The sequence below is a fragment of the Verrucosispora sp. WMMC514 genome, from assembly GCF_027497295.1.
GTDB lineage: Bacteria > Actinomycetota > Actinomycetes > Mycobacteriales > Micromonosporaceae > Micromonospora > Micromonospora palythoicola.
The window spans coordinates 5,723,849-5,745,012 of record NZ_CP114906.1 but is presented as its reverse complement, the minus strand read 5'-3'; the positions used below and the strand labels follow the sequence as shown (position 1 = coordinate 5,745,012).

Here is a 21,164-nt window from a genome sequence, read left to right as displayed (position 1 = left end):
GTTCCGAGTGCGGATCCGAGCGGTACGTCGCGACGAACTACCCGTCCTGCAAGGCATCGAGCGCGCGGCCGGCCGACGCTTCCGCGACGTCGGTATGCCGCAGATCGCCGACGATGAACCGCTGCCGCTGGACGTACTCGGCCGCTACCAGGGGGCAGGCCGTGCCTGGGTGGCCACCGACGTCACCGACCGGCCGGTCGGCTACCTCATCGCCGACCTCGTCGACGGCAACTTCCACATCGAACAGGTCTCCGTACATCCCGCCGTCGCCGGTCGCGGGATCGGACGTCAGCTGATCGCCCACCTCGCCGACCGGGCGGTGGCCGGCGGCATTCCCGCTCTGACCCTCACCACGTTCGCTCACGTGCCCTGGAACGCCCCGTACTACGCCCGGTGTGGCTTCCAGATCCTCGGCGAGCGCGACCTCACCCCGGGCCTGCGGGCCATCCGCCGACGCGAGGCAACACACGGGCTCGACCGTTGGCCCCGCGTCTGCATGCGCCGAACGCTGTGCCCGATCGCGGACCAGACGCCACCCCGAGGGCGGTCCTGAGCTGCGTGGACCTGCCGGTTCCACGAAGCACACGTTCGCCGTCGCGCAAACTCGCCACCCAATCGAGCGGACACCGCCGCACCGCCTCGTCATACTGGCTGCCGTGTTCGCCCTTGTCGCCGATACTCCCGTCGCAGCCGGTGAACTGGTCCGCCGAGGGCCAACGCAGTTCGGCCAGGATGTTCCAGGCTGGTCGGTTGCGCCGTACTGCCTGCATGTGCCGGTCGAGCACCTCGTCGCGGTTTTCGAACCGGTCTTCGTCGCGTTCCTCGACGACGGGCTGGCGGATGTCCGTAACGGTAGCGACGACTGGCCTGAGATCGAGACGCTCGTCGCTGCCGGCTGCCCACCGCTGTCCGAGATACCCATGAGACTGCCAGGATTGCTGGCCGAGATCCTGCGGGAGTCGCTCTACATGGACGTCCTTGACGCACTGCTGCCGCTGAGGCCCGACGCCGCCATCAGGTACCTGGCCAACACCGTCGACCATGTTACCGTCGACCCCGACTGGGTGGCGGTGTGCGGACGAGCCCTTCAAGTACCCGAAGCGACCCCGTCCGGCTCGACCCGGTAGACACCGAGGACCCACCTGCGCGCGCAGCCAGGGCGCGCACGACACTCGCCACGGCCCACCCGGTTGATCAAGAGAATTTGGTCTGCGACACGCGATCGCCGAGACGAAAACTTCTTGATCAACGCGGGAGGCCCGGGGTTGGAGGTTGGAGGTTGGGGGTGGGGTGGTCACAGGTGATCGGGGGTGGGGATGCCGAGCAGGTGCAGGCCGGTGCGCAGGGTTTCGCCGGTGAGACGGCACAGGGCCAGGCGGTTGCCGCGCCGCGGTCCGGTGGCACGCAGCACCGGGCAGTGCTCGTAGAACGTGGTGAAGGTCTGCGCCAGCCGGTACAGGTAGCCGCAGAGGCGGTGCGGCTCGTGACCGGCGACCACCTCGACGAGGGTGTCGGCGAAGGCGTCGAGGTCGAGGATCAGCGCCCGTTCCGCCGGTTCCAGCGGCGCCGTCACGTCCACTGTGATGTCGCCGTCGGCGCGGGCCAGGATGGACCGGACGCGGGCGTGCGCGTACTGGAGGTAGACGCCGGTGTTGCCGGCCAGCGCCAGCATCCGCTCCGGGTCGTAGACATAGTCCCGGGTCCGGTTGGTGGTCAGGTCGGCGTACTTGACCGCGCCGATGCCGACCTGCCACGCCCGCTCGTCCAGGGCCGCCCCGGTCAGCCCGGGATTCTTCGCCGCGACCACCTCCCGGGCCCGGTCGACCGCCTCGGTGAGCAGGTCGACCAGGCGGACGGTGTCACCGGCGCGGGTCTTGAACGGCCGGCCGTCCGGGCCGAGGACGGTACCGAAGGCGACGTGCACGGCGGGTACGGTCGGCGGCAGCCATCCGGCCCGCCGCGCGGTGTCGAAGACCATCCGGAAGTGCCGGGCCTGCCGGGCGTCGACCACGTACAGCAGCCGGTCGGCGTGCAGCTCGACGACGCGCTGCCGCAGCGCCGCCAGGTCGGTCGCGGCGTAGCCGAAACCACCGTCCCGCTTGCGGACGATCAGCGGCGTCGGCTCGCCGTCCGGGCCACGCAGGTCGTCGAAGAAGACGCAGAGCGCGCCGTCGCTGGTCACCGCGACCTTTTGGCGTTCGAGTTCGTCGGCGACGGCGGGCAGCGCCGCGTTGTAGGCGCTCTCCCCCACCGTGTCGGCGTCGGTCAGCCGCACGCCGAGCCGGTCGTAGACCTCGGTGAAGTAGCGGGTCGACTCGGCCACGATGTCCCGCCACGCGGCCACGGTGCTCGGTTCGCCGGCCTGCAACGCCACCACCCGCCGCCGGGCCCGGTCGGCGAACGCGGAGTCGGTGTCGAACTCCGCCCGGGCCAGCCGGTAGAGCGTGGCCAGCCGCCCCATGGTGCCGGTGTCGCCCGGCACCGGCTCGGGATGTTCGACCTGGTACTGGATGAGCATGCCGAACTGGGTTCCCCAGTCGCCGATGTGGTTGCGCCGCACGACGGTGCCGCCGAGGTGTTCCAGGACGCGCACCAGGGCGTCGCCGATGACGGTGGAGCGCAGGTGCCCGACGTGCATCTCCTTGGCGATGTTCGGCTGGGAGTAGTCGATGACGGTGGTGACGCCCGCCTCGGGAGTGCCGACGCCGAGCCGGTCATCGCCCAGCCGGCGGGCGAGCTGCGCCAGCAGCGCCCGGTCGGTCAGCTCGATGTTGACGAACCCCGGCCCGGCCACCACCGCCGTGGCCACCAGACCGTCCTCGGGCAGGTCGTCGACCACCTCCGCCGCGACCTGCCGTGGATTGCGGCGCAGCGTCCGTGCCGCCGCCAACACACCGTCGGCCTGGAAGTCGGCGTGCGCGGAGCGGCGCAGCTGCGGCGCGAGGTCCACCATTCCCCGGCGGGCCGCGGCGGCGGCGACGGAGTCGGACAACGACGAGGCCAGCGAGGGCACGGTCACGGGTACTCCCTGGGACGGGATGAGCGATCGTCACGAGATGTGCCGGCCGCACAGCGGGTGCGGGCACGGCGGAAGGGAACGCGCGGGTGAGCGGGACGACTATCGTCGTCGCAGGCGTGAGCGGCGGACGGTGCCGGGCATCCGATCCATCTCCACCGCCTCGAACGCCGGGGCCGCGCGCCGGGCGCGGCCAGATGCCGGAAGTGTACGCGCCGGGCGGTGCGGACGGGGACCGGGTTCGCGCGCCGGTGTCGTCGAGGCGTGGGGAAAACCCTGATTCCCTGGCCACGGGCGCTGTCTAGGGTCGATGCCATGGCCCGGCCCCTGGTCCGTGTCGGTGCGGCCGGGTCTGACGCGGCAGCTCCGGTGCCGGTGGGTGGCGCCGTCCCGATCCGACGAGGAGTCCCGGTGCGCAAGGTTGTCTCGGCTGTCCTCACCGTGGTCCTCGTGCTGGCCGCGTCCGGTTGCGGCAGCCGGTCCCCGGGTGATCCGGCCGCCGACGAGGACCCGTACAGCGAGTCCGCGTTGCGCTACGGCATGGCGCCGGTGCCCCATCCCGACCTGACGTACCAGCCGGACGTGGTCCTCGTCGGCGGCGGCGGCCGCTCGGTCCGGTCGGTCACCGCCGACGGGTTGACCTGGCGGCTCGACGGTGACGCGCCCCGGGCCGACGACCTGGCGCCCGGGAAGGTCATGTTCGTCACCGGTCGTGGCGTCGGCCGGGTGCTCGACGTCCAGCGCGACGGGGGCGACCTGCTGGTCACGATCGGCCCGGTCACCGTGACCGACGTGATCCGCGACGGCACCCTGGAGCAGCGCGGCATCGCCATCGAGAACCCGGTCGTCTACCAGGCCGGCGAGCCGATCTGGGCGATGTCCGAGGAGGAGGCCGACGCCCTGGGCGCCACGCCGACCGGCCGCGCCGGGCGCGCCGGGCCGCTGCGGCTCGCCCCGCCGCCGCCCCGGCCGAACCAGCCGCCGCCGGTGCGCGGCGGCGGCGAGGTCAAGACGGTCGTCGCCAACTTCTCCACCGGGGTCAGCCTCAACGACGGCGCGGAGGTCAGCTTCCACTACCACCGCGACGGTACGAAGCTGTCCGGGCGGGCCGCGCTGACCTTCGCCACGCCGGAGGCGGACTTCCACTTGAAGATCAGCGGCGGTTCGGTGACCCGGGCCGAGCTGTCGATCAGCGGCGGCTTCGGCATCCGTTACTCGTTCGAGGCCGGGCTCCGGGACGGCCAGAACATAAAAGCGGTGCTGCCCATCCCGGTGGACTTCAGCATCCCGATGGGCACGGTGCTCGGCGTCCCGCTGGCGCTGACCATCAGCCAGACGGTGAAGGTGACCACCGCGTTCGGCGCGAAGGTGGGCACGATCAAGGGCAAGGGTGAGTTCTCCCTCGCCGGCTCGCTCGGCTACGGCTACGCCAACGGCACGTTCGGCCCGCAGGTCAGCAAGAACTTCAAGCGCAAGGAGAGCCTGATCAACTCCTTGAGCGGGGTTCCGGTCGGGGTGATGGGCCTGCTCATCGAGCATCAGGTCCGGTTCGACGTCGGGTTCAGCGCGTTCGTGCTCAAGGCCGGCCTGTTCTTCGAGGTGTCGACCGCGTACGGGACGACGATCGGGTCGGCGCTGGGCGCGCCGCTGGCGGTCTGCCGGGGCGTGGGCCTCGGCGTCCGGGCCTCGTACGGCGTCGGCTACACCATCCTGGCCCCGGTGGTGAACGTGATCAACAAGTTCCTCAGCCTGATCAACGTCAAGCCGATCGACCCGTCCGGCAAGCTGGGGCCGCCGCCGTACGTCCTCCACAACGCCGAGGAGATCATCCCGCCCGGCACCAAGCTCTGCGGCACCCCGAAGCCGGCCGCCGACTGAGCAGGGTGCCGGCGGCCCGGGCGTCCGGTCACCGGCCGGCGTCGTCGCCAACGTGCGGAGACCCGGCCGCGTCGGTGCCGAATCCGTCGAGCGCAGCGCGCTCGTCGAGCGTACGCAGTTCCTGGAACACGGTGATGTGCAGACCGGCCGGGGCGTCAAGGCGGGCGTTGACCGAGTGCCACGGTGTGGTGGTGGGTGGTGCCACCTGCTCGGCACCGGCGGCGACCAGCCGCTCGGTGGTGGCGGCGGTGTCGTCCACCTCGAACGCCACCCGGATGCGCGGGGCGACCTGGCGTCCCACCTCGACCTCGTCGATCATGCGCTTCTGCGCCGGGTTGGCGATCTCCAGCGTGGCCCGCCCGGCATCCAGGATCACCACCTGGGCGTCGTCCGCGCCGGAGTACGCGGCCTGCTCGGGCAGGCCGAGCACGTCGCGATAGAACCGCACCGCCGCCTCGTAGTCGTCGGCCTGCACCACCAGCCGCAGCTGGCGGACCGTCGACGTGGACTTCCCGGATGATTTCGTCACTGCCACTCCCCTGTGCCGTCGGGTGGTGCCGACGCCGGCACCACCGGCAATGCTGCGCCACGCTCAGTCGGGCAGGTCGGCGATCCGGGTCGAGAGCGCGCGCAGCATCGCGAGTTCGTCGGCGCTGACGTGCGCCAGAAAGCGAGATCGCACCGACGCGACGTGGTACGGCGCTGCCTGTTCGAGGACGGCGAAGCCGTGATCGGTCAGGTGCAGCAGACAACCACGGGCGTCCTGCGGATCCGGTTGCTTGTCGATGAGTCCCCGGGCCTGCATCCGCGCGGCGTGGTGGGACAGGCGGCTGCGCGACCACTCCATCTTGGCCGCCAGCTCCCGGAGTTCCCAGCGGCGGTCGGGTTTCTCCGACAGCGTGCTCAGCACCTCGTAGTCCGCGGCGGACAGTCCCGAGTCGCGGGCCAGGTCGCGGCCGATCCGGGCGGGCAACGCGATGAGCAGCCGCCGGAAGGCTCGCCACGCCTGCTCCTCGTCGGCGCTCAGCCAGGCGGCGTCCATGTCGGTCATCCTACCTGTCGTTGACGTGTCACTGAAATCAGCCTAATGTCGTTGACATGTCATCGAACGAACCCAGCCCGCTCCGGGTCCTCGTCATCACCGCCAGCACCCGCCCCGGGCGGCTCGGGCCCGCGATCACCGACTGGTTCGTGCGGACCATCCGGTCGGACGCCGCGTCCGGCGCGACCACCGTCGACGTCGCCGATCTGGCCGACATCGCGCTGCCGTTGCTCGACGAACCGGAGCATCCCGCCAGCGGCAGCTACCGACACGAGCACACCCGCCGCTGGAGCCGCACCGTCGCCGCGGCCGACGCCTTCGTGGTGGTGACGCCCGAGTACAACTTCGGCATGCCGGCGGCGCTGAAGAACGCCTTCGACTTCCTCTATCACGAGTGGGCGTGGAAGCCGGTGGCCTTCGTCAGCTACGGCAACACCTCGGCCGGCACCCGGTCGGCGCAGATGGCGAAGCAGGTCGTCACCACGCTGCGGATGATGCCGATCGGCGCGACCGTCGCCCTGCGCATCGCGGACAGCGTCCACGCCGGACAGGTGGCCGGATCCGCAGCGCTCGACGGCGCCGCCCGCGCGCTGCTGATCGAGCTGAGCCGGGTGGCCCGCGCGCTGCGTCCCCTGCGCGGTGGAAACGACCCGACGGCGGTCGACGGGCCGGCCGCCGGTCTCACACTTCGCGAGGCCCTGCCCGGCGACCTGGCGGAACTGCTCGTCCTGCAACGGTGCTGCTGGGTCCAGGAAGCCATCGCCAACGACACCCTCGACCTGGCACCGCTCCGGGAGAGCCTCGCCGACCTACGGGCGTCGACGGCGACGTGGCGGTGGTGGTGCGTACGCCACGACGGTCGCCTCGTCGCGGCGGTGCGCGCCCGGGCGCACGGGAGCACCTGGCTGATCGGTCGCCTGATGGTGGCACCCGACCGGGCCGGCAACGGCATCGGCTCCTGGCTGCTGTCGTACGCCGAAGGACAGGCTCCCGGGGAGACCACCCACTGCGTCCTCTTCACCGGCCGCCGCAGCACCCGCAACATCGGCCTGTACGAGCGCGCCGGTTACACCCGCACCGCGAGTGCCGACACCCCACCGGACAGCGTGCGCCTGTCCAAACCACGCCCCGGCCAGCCGACCGGCGCTGTCCACCACGACGCGGGTGTGGTGTGATCTCCAGGCATGAGAGTCCGGGTGGTGGGTGCCGGCGTCGTCGGTCTGACCAGCGCACTGCGCCTGGCCCGCGACGGCCATCACGTCGACCTGGTCGCCGCCCGGATGGGCGACGACACGACGTCGGCGGTCGCCGCCGCGCTCTGGTACCCCTACCGCGCCTATCCGGCGGCGGACGTGACCCGCTGGTCGGCGTCCAGCTACGCGACCCTGCGCGGCCTGGCCGCCGATCCGCGCACCGGTGTGCGGATGCGCCTGGGGCGGGAGCTGTTCCGTCGGCCCGCACCCGAGCCGTGGTGGCGGGACGCGGTGCCGGAGCTGGCCCGGGTCACGGGGGCGAGACTACCGACCGGCTACGCCGACGGTTTCGAGCTGACCGTCCCGGTGGCGGACATGGCGGTGCATCTGCCCTGGCTGCTCGGCGAGGTGATCGCCGCCGGGGTCGCGGTCCGCTCCGGGCGGTTCGAGAAGCTGGTTGACGCCCTCGTCGGCGTGGACGTCGTGGTCAACTGCACCGGTCTGGGGGCCCGGGAGCTGGTCGGCGACGCCCACCTCACCCCGGTGCGGGGACAGGTGGTCGTGGTCGCCCAGTTCGGCCTGCGCGAGTGGGTCATCGACCAGTCCGATCCCGAGCAGTTGTGCTACGTCGTACCCCGCGATGACACCGTGCTGCTCGGTGGCACCGCCGACGACGGCGACGAGGACCTGACCGTTCGGGCGGACACGGCCAGCGGCATCCTCGATCGCTGCGCCAACCTCGTACCCGCGCTGCGCGACGCGCGGGTCCTCGGTCACCGGGTCGGCCTACGGCCCGGTCGGCCGAGTGTGCGGCTGGCGGCAGAGGTCACCGATCGCGGTCCGGTGGTGCACTGCTACGGCCACGGCGGGGCCGGCGTGACGCTCTCCCACGGCTGTGCCGAGGACGTGGCCCACCTGGTGTCCGGGCTGCGCTGACCCGCCGTTGCCCCCGAGCCCGCAGCCCCTCGTGCCCGCCACCGCTCAGGTGCCGGCGGGGCGGATCCGTGAGCTACGCAGGTGGCCCGTGCTCGGCGGCAGCCTCGGTGAGTCGACGGGCCATCGCGGTGCGGGAGTGGACGTGGAGCTTGGCGAAGACCCGGTTCAGGTGGGACTCGATGGTCCGCGGGCTGAGATGGAGTCGCGCGGCGATCTCCTTGTTGGTCAGGCCGGTCGTCGCCAGGCCCGCGATCTCCCGCTCCCGGGCGGTGAGGGCGTCGTTTCCGGCCGGCCGACCGGTGCCCGCCGCACCGCCGGCGCGGTGTCCGGAGCGCGGGCAGCCGGCGGCGCGGTGCCCGGCGAGCACGGATGATGCCCAGACCGCACCACAGGCCCGGTACCCGGTGTCGGCCCGGTCGAGGGCGGCGGCACCGGGTCCCGGTCGACCCGCGACGAGGTACGCGACACCGGCGAGGTGCCGGGACAGCGCCTCCTCCATCGGGGTGCCGGCCGTCACGAAGCTGGCCGCCGCGCGCTCGGCGAGCATCGTCGCCCGGTCCGGATCCTCGACCCGGTACGCGGCGAAGGCCCGGGCGAACCGGGCCAGTCCGATCTCGTACGGCAGATCGGCGGCCGCGGCCCGGCGTTCCGCCCGCCTACCGACCCGGGCGGCCGTGGCGTGATCACCCTGGCCGGCCGCGACGACGGTCGCGACCAGGTCCCGGGCCACCAGCACCGGCGGATGCCTCGACGGCGGTGTCGCCGGCTCGGCGAGCAGGTCGGCACCGCCGCCCCAGTCGCCGGTGACCGCCCTGGCCAGGGCCAGCTCCACCCGGTTGATCCGCCACCACGCTCGGGAGCGTGGCTGCCCGCCGATCACCTCGGTACCCGCACTGCGCGGGTCGCCGTCGAGGTGGGGCGGCGCCGGGTCGACGAGCGCCGCGGCCGGGCCGGCGGTCCACAGCACCGGGCGCAGGCGGACCGCCGCCGCCATCGCGGCCATCTCCGTGCTGCCCACCCGTTCGGCGGCGGCCCGCGCCTGCTCCGCCGCCCGCACCGCCCGGGTCAGCCGACCAGCACGAGCGTGCACCAGCGACTCCATGACGAGCAGGTACGGCGAGGCGCTGCTCGGCCCGAGTCCGTCCACGATCCGTCGGGCCCGGGCGAGATGTCGGTCGGCGTCGGCGTAGTTGCCCAGCTGGATCTCGACAAGCGCCAGTGGTGAGACGATCTCGACGTACGGGCGCAGGTCCGCGTCGCCGGTGGCGTCCACGGCGACGACGGCGGCGGCGAGCTGCTCGCGTGCCGACCGGGCGCAGCCGAGGTACAGGGTGGCGAGCGCCCGCAGCGTCAGCGCCGCCGCCACGAGCGCCGACCGGTGCTCGTCCAGCAGTTCGAGGGCCCGCCGCGCGTGGTGCACCGCCGAGGCCGGCTCCTCCCGAAACGCGTCCACGGCCGCCAGTTCCACGTGCAGCTTCGCCTCCTCGACCCGGTCGAGACCGCCGCGACGCAGTTGGGTGCCGAGCGTCGCCGCCGCCTCGGCGAAGTCGCCGAGCTGCCGGGCCACCGCCACACTGAACGCCTCGGCCCGGCGCCGCACCGGCCCGTCGGCACGCCGCAGCCGTTGGAGCACCGCACGGCTGCGGGCCAACTCGCCGCTGCGGCCGAGGGCCCGGGCGTACCACATCGTCACCTCGGCACGCCGCCGGTCGTCCGGACCGGCGTCCGGCATGATGCGCAGCGCGGCGCCGAGCCAGCGGGCCGCCTGGGCGGGGGCCTCGTGCGTGAACGCGACACCCGCGTCGACCAACGTGGCCACCGCGACCTCGTCGCCGTGGCGGGCGGACCGTTCCGTGTGGTGCGCCACCAGCTGCCGGGACGCTCGGCGGCCACGCAGGTAGTCGGCGGTGCGGGTGTGCGCCTCGAACCGCCAGGCCGCGCCGGTCAACGCGTACGCCGCGGCCCGCATCAGCGGGTGTCGATAGCGCAGCCGCCCGCCGTCCGCGTCGAGCAGGCCGAGTCGCCCGAGCTGGTCCACCGCCGCGGTGACCGTGGGCATCGGCAGGCCGGCAACGTGTCTGACGAGGTCGATGGTGGTGTGGTCGCCGACCACCGCGGCGATGTGGGCGACCCGCTGCACCGACGGTTCCTGGGCGGTGATCTCGGCGGCGAGTCCGGCCAGCACTGACCGCCGCGAGCCGGCGAGGCGGTCGGCGTCGACCGGGTCGTGCCGGCGGGCCAGCCTCGCCAGGGAGTCCAGCTCATCGTCGGTGAGCCGGGACAACGCCTGGATGTACAGCGGATTGCCGAGGCTGGCCCGCAGGACCAGTTCCCGGCGACGACGCGGCACGCCGACCAGCAGCACGTCCAGGCTGGCCGCGTCCAACGGCGGAAGGTCGATCAGGGTGGCGGCCGGGCCGAGCCGCGCGATGGCGTTGACCAGCCGTGCCGGTGGGCAGGCGGTGCGGAACGCCACCGCGAGCAGCACCGGCACCGGTGGTGGACTGCCGATCAGGTGCTCGGTCAGCTCCACTGACGCCGAGTCGGCCCAGTGCACGTCGTCGAGCAGCAGTGCGGCGCCCGGCGCGGGTGTCCGGGTTAGCATCCGGCGCACCGCCGCCGGCACCGACGGCCGTGCCTCGCCGCTCGGCCTCCCGTCGGCCGCCTCCACCATCTCGGCGAAGAGCCCGAACGGCACGCCCTGCTCGTACTGGGTGGCCCGACCCGGGTGAACCCGCAGACCCGCGTCGGCGGCCCGCCGCGCCAACTCGCGGAGAATCCGGGTCTTGCCCAGGCCCGCCTCGCCGCACACCTCGACCACCACGGATCGTCCGGCGCGTACGGTGGCCACCGCCGCGTCCAGCGACTCCACCTCGGCCGCCCGGCCCACCAGCACCGGATCGGGCCGGAATCCCACCTCTCGGCTGGCCGTCATCACGCCTCCCCACGGGGAGTGTCACAGCGACAGCCATCGGTGACCATCAACTATCGGCCGGATCGTCGTCGGCAGCGCCGGTGCCGGATCGTCGCCGGTTCACCGAGGTCGTCGGTGTCGCGCCGGGCTCGCCGGTTCACCGGATGTCGACCTCGATCCGGGGCGCGTTGAGCAGCGTGTTGTGCACCGTGCAGTGGCTCGCCACGGCACGCAACGCGGGCCACTTCTCCGGTGGCAGGTCGGTCGGCGGTCGTACGGTGATCTGGATGGCGGCGACCCGGGCCGGTCGGTCGGTGGCCATCTCGAACGACGCGGTCACCGCCAGACCGGCCCGATCGTGCCCGTGCCGGCTCAGGTAGCGCCCGGCGTAGAACGCGACGCAGGCGGCGAGCGAGGCGGCGAACAGCTCCGTGGGGCTCGGTGCGGTGTCGGCACCACCCGCGTCGGCCGGCTGATCGGTGAGCAGCCGGTGCTCGCGTACCCGGATGTCGTACGCTTCTCCGGCTCGAAACCGCACGTCGATCGGGTCCAGGCCGACCCTGCCGTCCGTGGTTGTCATGGCTCCTCCTCGGGACGTCGTCCCTTCCATCCCATCCCGAGGAGGCGTGACCCGGCAGGGCCGTTCGACCCGGCGTGACCCCGCCGGTGGACAGCAGGCCGACCGGACCGGCACGGTGCCGCCGGGTCAGGCGTTGCCCCACTGGCCACGGTGGATGACCGTGCTGGCGGCGCGGCGACGCGCGGCGACAGCGGGATTCTGCGGTGGCAGGTCGTCGGCGCGGTAACCGACACAGATGCCGCCGATCGGCGCGTACTCGTCGGGGATGCCGAACTCGGCCTTGAAGGCGGCCGTGTGCGCGGGAACGTCGACCTCGGGCGTGAAGTACTCACCGGTGACCGGCATGATGCCGAAGAAGCAGGCGTCCAGTCCCTCGTCGACGGCCGTGAGCAGCATCATCAGCGCAGCCATGCCGGTGTCGATGTACCAGTAGGGTGCCGGCCAGCGGGCCTCCGACCGGTCGCTCCAGCCCTTGTCGGCCTCGGCGTACCGGGCCAGGTAGGCCGCCTTGTGCGCGAGTGGTACGACGACCAGGGGCGCGTTCTGCATCGTGGGGGTCTGCGCGACCCGGGTCGGCACGAAGGGCCAGAATCTGGCCCGGTCGCCCGGATCGGTGAGGGCGAGGAAGGCCCAGCCCTGCGAAAAGCCGGCGGACGGTGCCCGCAACGCGCTGGCCAGGATCGTCTCGATGACCTCGGGGCTGAGCGGCCGATCGGCGTAGTGCCGCACCATCCGACGGCGACGGATAACCTCTGCGAACTGCATGCGGGCGATCCTGCCACCCTTGCGGAGGCGCCGCCGCCGCTGGTGGTCCGGGTTCGGCCGCCCGTACGATCGGCTGGTGCGGGAGCTGCTGCGGTCGTGGTGGCACGAGCCCCGGCCCACGGGTCCGGCGCGCGGATGGCGGGACTGGTCACTGGTCGTCGTGTTCATGGCGACGGCGCTGCTGGAGGGTCTCGTCCGCGCGGACCTGCCGGCACCGAGGGTCGTGCCGGTCCTGATCGGCGTCGGTCTCGCCCCGGTGCTGCTCTGGCGACGGACCAGGCCGTTGCTCATGGCGGCGGTCGCCTTCCCGGTCTGCGCCGCCGGCGAGGTCGTGGTGGGCGGCGATCTCGGCCTGCACACGCTGGCCTTCCTGCTGATCCTGGTGTTCTCCCTGTCGCGGTGGGGCTCGGGACGCGAGGCGGTACTCGGAGCGGCCGTCGTCGCCGCGAAGATCACGCTGTCCGTGGCGGCCGATCACCTCGATCCGGGCGACGGGCTGGCCGGGGCCGGGGTGGTGTCGGCCGCGCTCGCGCTCGGGGCCGCGCTGCGGTACCGGGCCCGCGCCCGTCAACGCGAGTTCGAGCAGGTCAAGCTGCTGGAACGGGAGCGGCTGGCCCGCGACCTGCACGACACCGTCGCCCATCACGTGTCCGCGATGGCCGTGCGGGCCCAGGCGGGGCTGGCGGTGCTCGACACGCAACCGGACGCCGCCGCCGACGCGCTACGGATCATCGAGGCCGAGGCGACCCGGGCGCTTGTCGAGATGCGCGCGATGGTGCGGGTGTTGCGCCGCGACGAGCCGGCCGACCGCACACCGGCTCCCCGCATCACCGATCTGGAACGGCTGGCCAGCCGCTCCGCGCACGGCCCGACGGTCGAGGTGGAGTTGTCCGGCGACCTCGACGGGTTGCCGGCGGCGGTGGCCACCGCGATCTACCGGCTGGCCCAGGAGTCCGTCACCAATGCCCGCCGACACGCCCGGCGCGCGACGCGCATCGTGGTACGGGTCGCCCGCGACGCCGAGGTGGTGCGGCTGCGGGTGAGCGACGACGGAGAGTTGCCGAGCCCTCGCGGGTTCGGACCGACCGGCTTCGGGCTGATCGGCATGCGCGAGCGGGCCCATCTGCTCGGCGGTTCGGTCGACGCCGGACCGGACGTCGACCGCGGCTGGACGGTCACCGCGACGCTGCCGTGCACCGTGCCGGCGTGACGCGCCGCGCGCGAGCGCCCTCGGGCTGAGCCCGGCGTCAGCCGATCGGGTCAGCTCGGCCGGGACCCGGCCGTCACCTCGTCGCAGTCGACGGTCGGGGCCGGTGTATCCCACTCGGCCGGTGGTGCGCTCGCCGCCGAGGTGGTGCCGGCGGCACCGCGAACGCCGGCGATCAGGTCGGCGGTGGTGTGGGCCCGGATGCCGAGCGGCGCGCTGTCGGTGAACCGCCCGACGACCGCTCGGACGTGCTGCTCGGCCGGGTGCGCGAGACCGTCGTACACGGCCGCGAACAGATCCCGGGCCGGCTGCCTGAGCCAGCCGGCCGGCAGCAGTTCCACCGGCAGCTGCGGGTCGAGGGTGGGAAAGCGGCGGAAGGTGTCCATCACCTCGGTGCGTGCCCGCACCGCCGCGGCACCGTCCACCTGCCCGGCGCCGACCAGCGGCAACAACGATGTCCAGCGGTCCAGGAACGCCGCGTACTGCCGGGTGATGGCGTCGATGTCCCAGGCCTCGATGGGCGCACGGTCGCTGGTCGACCCCAGCGCGTTCTGGTGACCGCGGAAGACCGTGACGGTGCCGAGGGTCAACTGCTCCAGCTGCGCCCGCGCCCGGGGCGTCAGTTCGTACGGCGAGACCCACAGGCCGTCGTACAGCGGCGCGTATCCGAGCCAGCGGAGCTGGCTGCGCAGCGCCCGGCGCTGGGTGCTGTGATCCTGGGGCAGCGAGAAGGCCACGATCGTCCAGCACCCGTCCCACGGCGCCGCGGTGGTGGTGGAGGTGAGGATCCAGTTGCCTCCGCTGGAGAGGTTGGCGGCGGCGGCGCGGCTGAGTCGGTACGAGCTGCGGCGTCCGTGGCGACTGCCTTCGAGCACACCACGGCGGGCCAGCCGGCTGATCGCGGTACGGGCGCCGGCGGTGGTCACCCCGGACTCGGTGAGCAGCGCGACGATGGCGGCGGACGGCAGCGCGGCACGGGTCCGCAGGGTGTAGTCCGCCAGCAGCGTCATGGCGAAACCCTGGGGCGAGTTGCCCACCTGTCGCCGGGGCATCCGCAGCGCGTTGCTCCCGTCGTCGGAATAGATCTCCTCGATGTGGAACGGGCTGTTCACGGGCGCTCCGGAGTCGACTCGGGGACGGGGTATCGACTGTAGATGGACGCCGATGCGCCGGTCCGGGAGCCATGGCACAGTTGATCGAGGCACGTCGATTGACACTTCCCGGGCCCAGGAGAACAATATCTGCTACACGACGCCACTCGGAGCCGGGCAGGGCAAGCCAGACGTGGTGGACGAGCGGGGGACTTGGGCGCACCCGCGAGCAGACGCGGCGGGCACCCGTCACCGCCGCCGTCGCACCGACCGATCCCAGCCTGCATTCAGGCGTTCGAAGGAGTCGTCCGTGAAAATCAGAAGGAAACTACTGCTCGGCGTAGCCATGTCGCTGGTCGCGGCCGGCCTGGTGGTGCCCACGTTCAGCCCCGCGTACGCGGCCTCGCTGACCGAGGTGACCAGTTTCGGTGACAACCCCGGCCGGATGCGCATGCACATCTACGTGCCGGACAACCGCCCCGCCCGGCCGGCGACGGTGGTGGCCATGCACGGCTGCGGCGGATCCGGCCCCGGCCTCTACTCCGGAAGCGAGTTCGCCAGCCAGGCCGACCGGTACGGGTTCATCGTGATCTATCCCTCCGCAACCCAGCAGGCCGGGTTCGGCAACTGCTTCGACGTCTGGTCGGATGCCGCCAAGCGCCGCGGCGGGGGCAGCGACCCGGTCTCGATCATGTCGATGGTCCGGTACGCGCAGCAGCAGTACAGCGCCGACCCCGAACGGGTCTACGCGACGGGCAGTTCCTCCGGCGGCATGATGACCAACCACATGCTGGCCCTCTACCCCGACGTGTTCAAGGCCGGCGCCGCGTTCATGGGGGTGCCGTTCAACTGCTTCGCCAACGCGGCGGACTACCCGCCCGGCAGCAGCCAGTGCACCGGCGGCAACATGAACCGGACCCCGCAGCAGTGGGGTGACGCGGTGCGCCAGGCGTACCCCGGTTACTCCGGTCCGCGTCCCCGGGTGCAACTGTGGCACGGCACCAACGACACGCTGGTGCCGTTCTCACTGCTCCAGGAGGCCGTCGAGCAGTGGACCAACGTGTTCGGCCTGAGCCAGACGCCCACCTCCACCGACACTCCGCAGGCCAACTGGAACCGCCGCAGGTTCGCCGACAGCGGCGGCACCGTCCAGGTCGAGGCGTACAGCATCCAGGGCGCCGGGCACAGCCTGCCCTCCGGCGGCATGGCCGCGGCGGCCGTCCAGTTCTTCGGCCTGACCAACCCGAACCCGACCACCCCGCCACCGAACCCCACCACGCCGCCGCCGAGCCCGACCACCCCGCCGCCCAACCCGACCACGCCGCCGCCGAGCCCCACCACCCCGCCGCCGGGTTCCGGTGCCTGCCGGGTGACCGTCGCCGTCAACGCGTGGAACACCGGGCTCACCGAGAACATCACCATCACCAACACCGGCACCAGCGCGATCAACGGCTGGTCGCTGGTGTTCACCCTGCCCGGTGGGCAGACCATCACCGGCGGTTGGAACGCCACCTACTCCCCCAGCTCGGGGCAGGTGACGGCGCGCAACGTCTCGTACAACGCCAGCATCGCGCCCAACGGATCGCTGACGATCGGCTTCCAGGCCACCCACACCGGTAACACCGCCAGGCCCAGCTCGTTCACCCTCAACGGGGCGTCCTGCACGGTCGCCTGACACCGTCGGTGCTCCGGGGACGGTACGCGAACGTACCGTCCCCGGAGCGCCCACGCCGACCGGCGCGCCTACGGCTGGGCCCGGGCACCCTGGGCGAGCAGCCCGTCGACGAGGGCACGGAGGCCGTCGACATAGGTGTCGCGGGGGGCCAGCACCGCCCAGCGGTCACCCAGCGCGGCGAGGTGCGGCAGCTTCCCGGCGTCGATGCTGCCGAAGAACGCCCCTTGCCGGGTGACGGCGTCACCCTGCCCCCGGCGCGCGGTGTGCGACCGGACGAGAATCTCCCCGACGGTGTAGTACCAGATGGTGCGGAAGACGTACACGGCGTGCTCGGGAGTGCAGCCGTGGTCGACGGCGCCGGCCACCACCGCCTCGACCAGCCCCAGCGGCGAGGCGCCGAGCCGGGCGATGAATCCGTCGGTGGTGAGGACCTCGGCGGCCCACGGCCACGCCGCCAGCGCATCGTGGATCGTCGCCGCCGCGACGACGACGCGCTCCCGTGGCTCATCGGGCAGCCGAGGGCGGGAGACCTGCTCGCCGTACTCGTTGATCAGCAGAAGCAGCAGGTCCTCTTTGTCGTGTACGTGGTGGTAGAGGGTGGTCGCTCCCACGCCGAGCTCGGCGGCCAGCTTGCGGATGGTGAGCCGCTCCCACCCGTCACGATCGATGAGGCCACGCGCGGCGGCCAGGATCTGGGCGCGAGAGGTCGTCGGCGGTCTGCCGGGCCTGGGGCGCGGCGCGTCGGCGGGGGGCACCGCCCCATCATGCCTCCTCGTCCACCGAGGTCCTCCGAGGTGACGCCGCCGCACCAGGCGGGCCGGACGCGGTGGACAGACTCCAGAAGTCGGCGTAGCGACCGCCACGACGCAGCAGTTCGTCGTGGCTGCCCTCCTCGACCACCCGCCCGTCGTCGAGGAAGACCACGCGGTCCGCGCGTCGGACGGTCCGCATCCGGTGCGCGACCATGATCACCGTCCGTCCCGGCATCAGTCGTTCGATGCCCTCGTGGACGGCCGCCTCGTTGACCGGATCGAGCGCCGAGGTCACCTCGTCGAGCAACACGATCGGTGCGTCCCGCAGCAGTGCCCGCGCGATCGAGACCCGCTGGCGCTCACCGCCGGACAGCGACGCGCCACCTTCGCCGACGTTCGCCGCCCAGCCTCCGGGCAGCCGCTCGACGACCTCGTCCAGTCGCGCGGCGGTCGCCGCGGCGCGCACCTCGTCCTCGCCGGCGTCGGGGCGACCGAGCCGGACGTTCTCCTCGATCGTGCCGTCGAAGAGGTAGACGTCCTGGAACACGATGGCGATCTGTGCCAGCAACACGCCCGGGTCGATCCGCCGCACGTCGACACCGCCCACCCGCACCGCTCCCGACTCCACGTCGTAGAACCGGGCGATCAGCTGGAGCAGGGTGCTCTTGCCCGCGCCGGACGGACCGACGACGGCCATCCGCTGCCCCTGCGGCACCGACAGCGACACATTGTCGAACACGGCACGATCACCGTGGCGGAAGGTGACCGCGTCGAACTCCAGGTCGAAGCGCTGCGGCCGGACCGGCCGGTCCGGCTCGGGAAGCGGCTGGGTGCGCAGCACCTTGTCGAGCCGCGTCAGCTCGGCGCGGGCGGTACGTAGCTTGCCGCCGATGTCCGACAGGGACAGCAGCGGGTCCGCAGCTCGGGCGGCGAGCACGAGAATGGACAGGACCTCCGCGGCTCCGAGGTCGCCACCGAGCGCGAGATAGGTCCCCAGCACCAACACGGTGGTGAAGACCGCCTGCACGATGAGGGTCAGACCCACCGCGCCGGGCAGCACCGACATCGTCTGGCGGCGGGAGGCCCGCTCCACGCCCTGCAGCGCGTCGTCGAGCAGGCTGAACCGCTCGCCACTGCGACCGCCGGCCCGCAGCACCGGCTGGGCCTGGAGGTACTCGATGACCCGGGCGCTGGCCTCGTGGTCCCGCGCGGCGTGGTCGGCGTCGTTGGCAGCCATCAACCGCGCGGTCCACCGCTGGGTGAGCACCACGAGCGGTGCCGCCGCCAACGCGGCCAGCCCGAGTTGCCAGTTGAACACCGCGATCACGGCCACGATCGTCAGCGGTGTGACACAGGCGGAGATGAATGGTCCGAGCAGGTGCGCCGACACGCCCATCGCCGTCAGCAGTCCACGGCTGGCCAGCACGGACACCTCGCCCACCCGGGCGGCGTCGTACCAGCCGATGGGCAGCCGGGCCAGGTGTTCACCGAGGCCGTGGTACATGCCCCGCAGCATCCTGGTCCCGACGCGCATGCCGGACAGGTCGCTGGTGTACCGCAGCACCGCGTAGACCGCGACGGCGACCGCGAACGCGATCAGCCACGGCCAGGCGTCCGAGGGGTCGTCCCCGAACAGCGCCCGTAGCACGGGTACCAGCAACGCGTAGAGCAGACCCTCCAGCACCGCGGTCACCGTCATCAGGGCGACCGTGCGACGCATCGGCCTGGCGTACTCGTCGCCGAGCACCCGCAACAGCAGAGTGATCATCGGGCCAGGTCCTCCTGCCGGGTCCGCCAGAACGCGGCGAACGTTCCATCCCGGGCGAGCAGGTCGGTCGGTCTGCCTCGCGCGGCGACCGCCCCGTCCTCGAGCAGCACGACCTGGTCGGCGTCGGCGATGGTCTCCAGGCGGTGGGCGATGACCAGGACGGTCCGGTCGCGCAGCGCCGCCAGCGTCTGGCGTACCGCCTGGTCGGTCTGCGGATCGGCGAAGGCGGTCGCCTCGTCCAGCACCAGCACTGGCGTGTCCGCGGCCAGGGCACGCGCGATGGCGATGCGTTGCGCCTCGCCGCCGGAGAGCGTGACGTCCTCGCCGAGCACGGTCTCGTAGCCGTTCGGCAACGCGAGGATGCGGTCGTGGATGTGCGCCAGCCGGGCGGCGCGAGTGATCTCCTCGGGAGACGCGTGCGGGACCGCCAGCGCGATGTTGTCCGCGACCGACGCGCGCAGCAGCCGGACGTCCTGGAGGACGAAGGAAACCCGGCGGTAGAGCTCCCTGGCGTCGAGGTCGCGCAGGTCGACGCCGCCGAGGCGCACCGAACCGTGCGTCGGGTCGAAGAACCGGGGCAGCAGTTGCCCGAGCGTGGACTTTCCGCTGCCGGACGGTCCGACCACCGCGGTGAGCGTGCCCGGCTCCAGCGTCAGGTCGATCCCGCGCAGCACCTCCGGGCCGTCGTCGTAGCTGAACCGGACGTCGCGCAGCTCCACCCGGTTGTCCTGCGGCGTGGCCGGGCGCGCGGGCTGCGGCAGCGCCTCCACCCCGAGCACCTCGCGGATGCGGCCGACCGCACGGCCGGCGGCCCGCATGTCGTCGAAGCCGTGGCCGAGGGCCGCGACCGGAGCGGTGAGCCCCAGCCCGAGCAGCAGGAAGGGCAGCAGGTCCACCGGCACCAGATCGCCGGAGGTGATCCGCATCGTGCCGCCGATCAGCACCACCAGCAGCACGAAGGGCGGCGACAGTGCCAGCTGCATGCCGGCGGCGACGGCGGAGACACCGCGTACCCAGCGGGTGAAGATGTCGACGAACTCGTCGGCGGCGGTGCGGAACCGGTGGTGCGCACGCTCGGCGCCGCCGAACGCCTTGACCACGGCGATGCCCTGCACGAACTCGACGACGGAGGTGGCGATCCGGCCCATCGCCGCGTCGAAGTCCCGCTGCTCCCGCGTACGGGCCGGGGTCATCAGCAGCGGCACGTGCGCGAGGGCCAGCAGCACGGGGATCAGGGTGATCAGTGTGAGTCGCCAGTCGACGGTGAGCAGGTAGGTGAGCGACACCGACGGCACGACGAAGGCGGAGACCAGTTCGCCGGGAGCATGGGCGATGAACGGGTGCACGGCGGCGACGTCGTCACCGACCACTCTCGCCAGTTCGCCGCTGCGTCGACGGGAGAGCCAGCCGATGGGTGCCTGCCCGAGGCTTCGGGCCAGTGCCCGGCGCAGCGAGAGCTGCACCCTGCCGTCGAGAACGTGACCGAGCCCTGACGAGGCACCCGTGAAGACCAGCCGGACGAACAGACCGGCCGCACCCAGGGTCACGGCGGTCCACACCCGGCCGGTGTCGACCGGGCCGGGCGACAACAGGGCGCGTCCCAGCTCGATCACCGCGAACAGCGGTGCCAGTCCGGCGACGGCGCCGACGACCTGCAGGACCACGACGACCGCGAAAGGCGGCACATGGGGGCCCAGCAGAGCCGCCGCGTCCACCGGTTGTGGTGCGGCGCAACGGTCAGCCGGCGAAGCCGTTGGGCGCGCTCCGTCCGCAATGGAATGAGCCACGCCCACCGCCCCCGTCCACATTTTCAAACATGTTCGGGAATTAATGTACCGCGAGGCCGCCCGCGCCGTGGTCCGACTTCGTGGGGGACGCGTCCGGCCGCGGCGCGGCGTTGGCGCGCGGAACTCCGATACCCGCCCGCCGTCAGGGACGGGCAGCCCGATCGGCCGAATCCTCCTCGGGGCCGGCGAGCAGCCGGTCGGGCACGCGCATCCGCCACGCGTCGGTGATCAGCTCGTCCAGCCGCTCGACGGTGACCGCCGCCAGGCGCACCATCACCAGCGGCAGCCCGTCGTAGGCGGGTGTGGTGAAGAACAGCGACGGTTCGCCGAGCAGCAGCGCCTGCTTCTCGGCCTCGTCGCCGACGTACAACACGGCGATGTCGGTCCGGATGACGCGGGGCTTGCCCGGTCGGCGCTCGGGATAGGACCAGACGAAGCCCCGGTCCGCGACCCGGAAGTCGAAACCCTCACTGTCGATCTCCACGACGTGCGGTAGCGCCAGGGCGAACCGGCGGACGTCGGCGGCGTCAGCCATCGTCCACCCCTGAGATCACCGATCG

Annotated in this window: 18 protein-coding genes; 7 read left to right on the top strand and 11 right to left on the bottom strand. The window is 72.5% G+C overall.

The window, feature by feature from the left end; translation table 11 throughout:
* Window positions 1-7 precede the first annotated feature (7 nt).
* Window positions 8-553, top strand: coding sequence for a GNAT family N-acetyltransferase (locus tag O7597_RS26645; RefSeq protein WP_269741433.1), 546 nt, complete (start codon window positions 8-10; stop codon window positions 551-553).
* A gap of 103 nt (window positions 554-656) precedes the next feature.
* A complete protein-coding gene (locus O7597_RS26640) occupies window positions 657-1,127 on the top strand; it encodes a hypothetical protein (RefSeq protein WP_269741432.1) in 471 nt (156 codons plus the stop codon).
* Between the two features lie 167 nt (window positions 1,128-1,294).
* Here the strand turns inward: O7597_RS26640 and argS are convergent, their stop codons facing one another.
* Window positions 1,295-3,019 (bottom strand): arginine--tRNA ligase, encoded by a 1,725-nt coding sequence (gene argS / locus O7597_RS26635; protein ID WP_281581085.1) that lies wholly within the window; start codon window positions 3,017-3,019, stop codon window positions 1,295-1,297.
* A gap of 408 nt (window positions 3,020-3,427) precedes the next feature.
* Here argS and O7597_RS26630 point away from each other — a divergent pair, with 408 nt between their 5' ends.
* The gene (locus O7597_RS26630) at window positions 3,428-4,894 is read left to right on the top strand and encodes a hypothetical protein (RefSeq protein WP_281581084.1); all 1,467 of its coding nucleotides are present in this window, start codon (window positions 3,428-3,430) and stop codon (window positions 4,892-4,894) included.
* A gap of 28 nt (window positions 4,895-4,922) precedes the next feature.
* Here O7597_RS26630 and O7597_RS26625 read toward each other — a convergent pair whose 3' ends face one another.
* On the bottom strand, window positions 4,923-5,423 hold the full coding sequence (locus O7597_RS26625; protein WP_269741430.1) for a VOC family protein: 501 nt from the start codon (window positions 5,421-5,423) through the stop codon (window positions 4,923-4,925).
* 63 nt (window positions 5,424-5,486) lie between these two features.
* On the bottom strand, window positions 5,487-5,936 hold the full coding sequence (locus O7597_RS26620; protein WP_269741429.1) for a MarR family winged helix-turn-helix transcriptional regulator: 450 nt from the start codon (window positions 5,934-5,936) through the stop codon (window positions 5,487-5,489).
* Window positions 5,937-5,992: 56 nt separating this feature from the next.
* Between O7597_RS26620 and O7597_RS26615 the strand changes: the two genes are divergently transcribed.
* Together O7597_RS26615 and O7597_RS26610 are read left to right on the top strand one after the other, a co-directional pair.
* On the top strand, window positions 5,993-7,111 hold the full coding sequence (locus tag O7597_RS26615; RefSeq protein ID WP_281581083.1) for a GNAT family N-acetyltransferase: 1,119 nt from the start codon (window positions 5,993-5,995) through the stop codon (window positions 7,109-7,111).
* Window positions 7,112-7,120: 9 nt separating this feature from the next.
* Window positions 7,121-8,065, top strand: a complete 945-nt coding sequence (locus O7597_RS26610; protein ID WP_281581082.1) for an FAD-dependent oxidoreductase — start codon at window positions 7,121-7,123, stop codon at window positions 8,063-8,065.
* A 73-nt stretch (window positions 8,066-8,138) separates the two neighbouring features.
* Here the strand turns inward: O7597_RS26610 and O7597_RS26605 are convergent, their stop codons facing one another.
* The 3 genes from O7597_RS26605 to O7597_RS26595 all read right to left on the bottom strand — a co-directional run bounded on the left by O7597_RS26605 (window position 8,139) and on the right by O7597_RS26595 (window position 12,324).
* Window positions 8,139-11,000, bottom strand: coding sequence for a LuxR family transcriptional regulator (locus O7597_RS26605; RefSeq protein WP_281581081.1), 2,862 nt, complete (start codon window positions 10,998-11,000; stop codon window positions 8,139-8,141).
* Window positions 11,001-11,136: 136 nt separating this feature from the next.
* A complete protein-coding gene (locus O7597_RS26600; RefSeq protein ID WP_281581080.1) occupies window positions 11,137-11,559 on the bottom strand; it encodes an OsmC family protein in 423 nt (140 codons plus the stop codon).
* A 126-nt stretch (window positions 11,560-11,685) separates the two neighbouring features.
* On the bottom strand, window positions 11,686-12,324 hold the full coding sequence (locus O7597_RS26595) for a nitroreductase family protein (protein WP_269741424.1): 639 nt from the start codon (window positions 12,322-12,324) through the stop codon (window positions 11,686-11,688).
* A gap of 76 nt (window positions 12,325-12,400) precedes the next feature.
* Between O7597_RS26595 and O7597_RS26590 the strand changes: the two genes are divergently transcribed.
* On the top strand, window positions 12,401-13,534 hold the full coding sequence (locus O7597_RS26590) for a histidine kinase (protein ID WP_281581079.1): 1,134 nt from the start codon (window positions 12,401-12,403) through the stop codon (window positions 13,532-13,534).
* 50 nt (window positions 13,535-13,584) lie between these two features.
* Here O7597_RS26590 and O7597_RS26585 read toward each other — a convergent pair whose 3' ends face one another.
* Window positions 13,585-14,643 (bottom strand): PaaX family transcriptional regulator C-terminal domain-containing protein, encoded by a 1,059-nt coding sequence (locus O7597_RS26585; RefSeq protein WP_281581078.1) that lies wholly within the window; start codon window positions 14,641-14,643, stop codon window positions 13,585-13,587.
* Between the two features lie 289 nt (window positions 14,644-14,932).
* On the opposite strand from O7597_RS26585, the gene O7597_RS26580 reads away from it, so the two are divergent.
* Entirely contained in the window at window positions 14,933-16,297 is a 1,365-nt protein-coding gene (locus O7597_RS26580) for a PHB depolymerase family esterase (RefSeq protein WP_281581077.1), read from the top strand.
* 68 nt (window positions 16,298-16,365) lie between these two features.
* On the opposite strand, the gene O7597_RS26575 is transcribed toward O7597_RS26580, so the two are convergent.
* The 4 genes from O7597_RS26575 to O7597_RS26560 all read right to left on the bottom strand — a co-directional run bounded on the left by O7597_RS26575 (window position 16,366) and on the right by O7597_RS26560 (window position 21,139).
* Complete coding sequence (locus O7597_RS26575) at window positions 16,366-17,052, bottom strand: TetR/AcrR family transcriptional regulator (protein ID WP_269741420.1); 687 nt, start codon at window positions 17,050-17,052, stop codon at window positions 16,366-16,368.
* 7 nt (window positions 17,053-17,059) lie between these two features.
* A complete protein-coding gene (locus O7597_RS26570; protein WP_281581076.1) occupies window positions 17,060-18,817 on the bottom strand; it encodes an ABC transporter ATP-binding protein in 1,758 nt (585 codons plus the stop codon).
* Entirely contained in the window at window positions 18,814-20,481 is a 1,668-nt protein-coding gene (locus O7597_RS26565) for an ABC transporter ATP-binding protein (protein ID WP_281581075.1), read from the bottom strand. The genes O7597_RS26570 and O7597_RS26565 overlap by 4 nt, the downstream gene beginning before the upstream one ends.
* Window positions 20,482-20,746: 265 nt before the next feature.
* Entirely contained in the window at window positions 20,747-21,139 is a 393-nt protein-coding gene (locus O7597_RS26560) for a hypothetical protein (RefSeq protein ID WP_281581074.1), read from the bottom strand.
* Window positions 21,140-21,164 lie beyond the last annotated feature (25 nt).

Coding starts and splice junctions, on each gene's coding strand:
- O7597_RS26620 (WP_269741429.1), bottom strand. CDS start 5,936: ATGGACGCCGCCTGGCTGAGCGCCGACGAGGAGCAGGCGTGGCGAGCC.
- O7597_RS26615 (WP_281581083.1), top strand. CDS start 5,993: ATGTCATCGAACGAACCCAGCCCGCTCCGGGTCCTCGTCATCACCGCC.
- O7597_RS26610 (WP_281581082.1), top strand. CDS start 7,121: ATGAGAGTCCGGGTGGTGGGTGCCGGCGTCGTCGGTCTGACCAGCGCA.
- O7597_RS26605 (WP_281581081.1), bottom strand. CDS start 11,000: ATGACGGCCAGCCGAGAGGTGGGATTCCGGCCCGATCCGGTGCTGGTG.
- O7597_RS26600 (WP_281581080.1), bottom strand. CDS start 11,559: ATGACAACCACGGACGGCAGGGTCGGCCTGGACCCGATCGACGTGCGG.
- O7597_RS26595 (WP_269741424.1), bottom strand. CDS start 12,324: ATGCAGTTCGCAGAGGTTATCCGTCGCCGTCGGATGGTGCGGCACTAC.
- O7597_RS26570 (WP_281581076.1), bottom strand. CDS start 18,817: ATGATCACTCTGCTGTTGCGGGTGCTCGGCGACGAGTACGCCAGGCCG.
- O7597_RS26560 (WP_281581074.1), bottom strand. CDS start 21,139: ATGGCTGACGCCGCCGACGTCCGCCGGTTCGCCCTGGCGCTACCGCAC.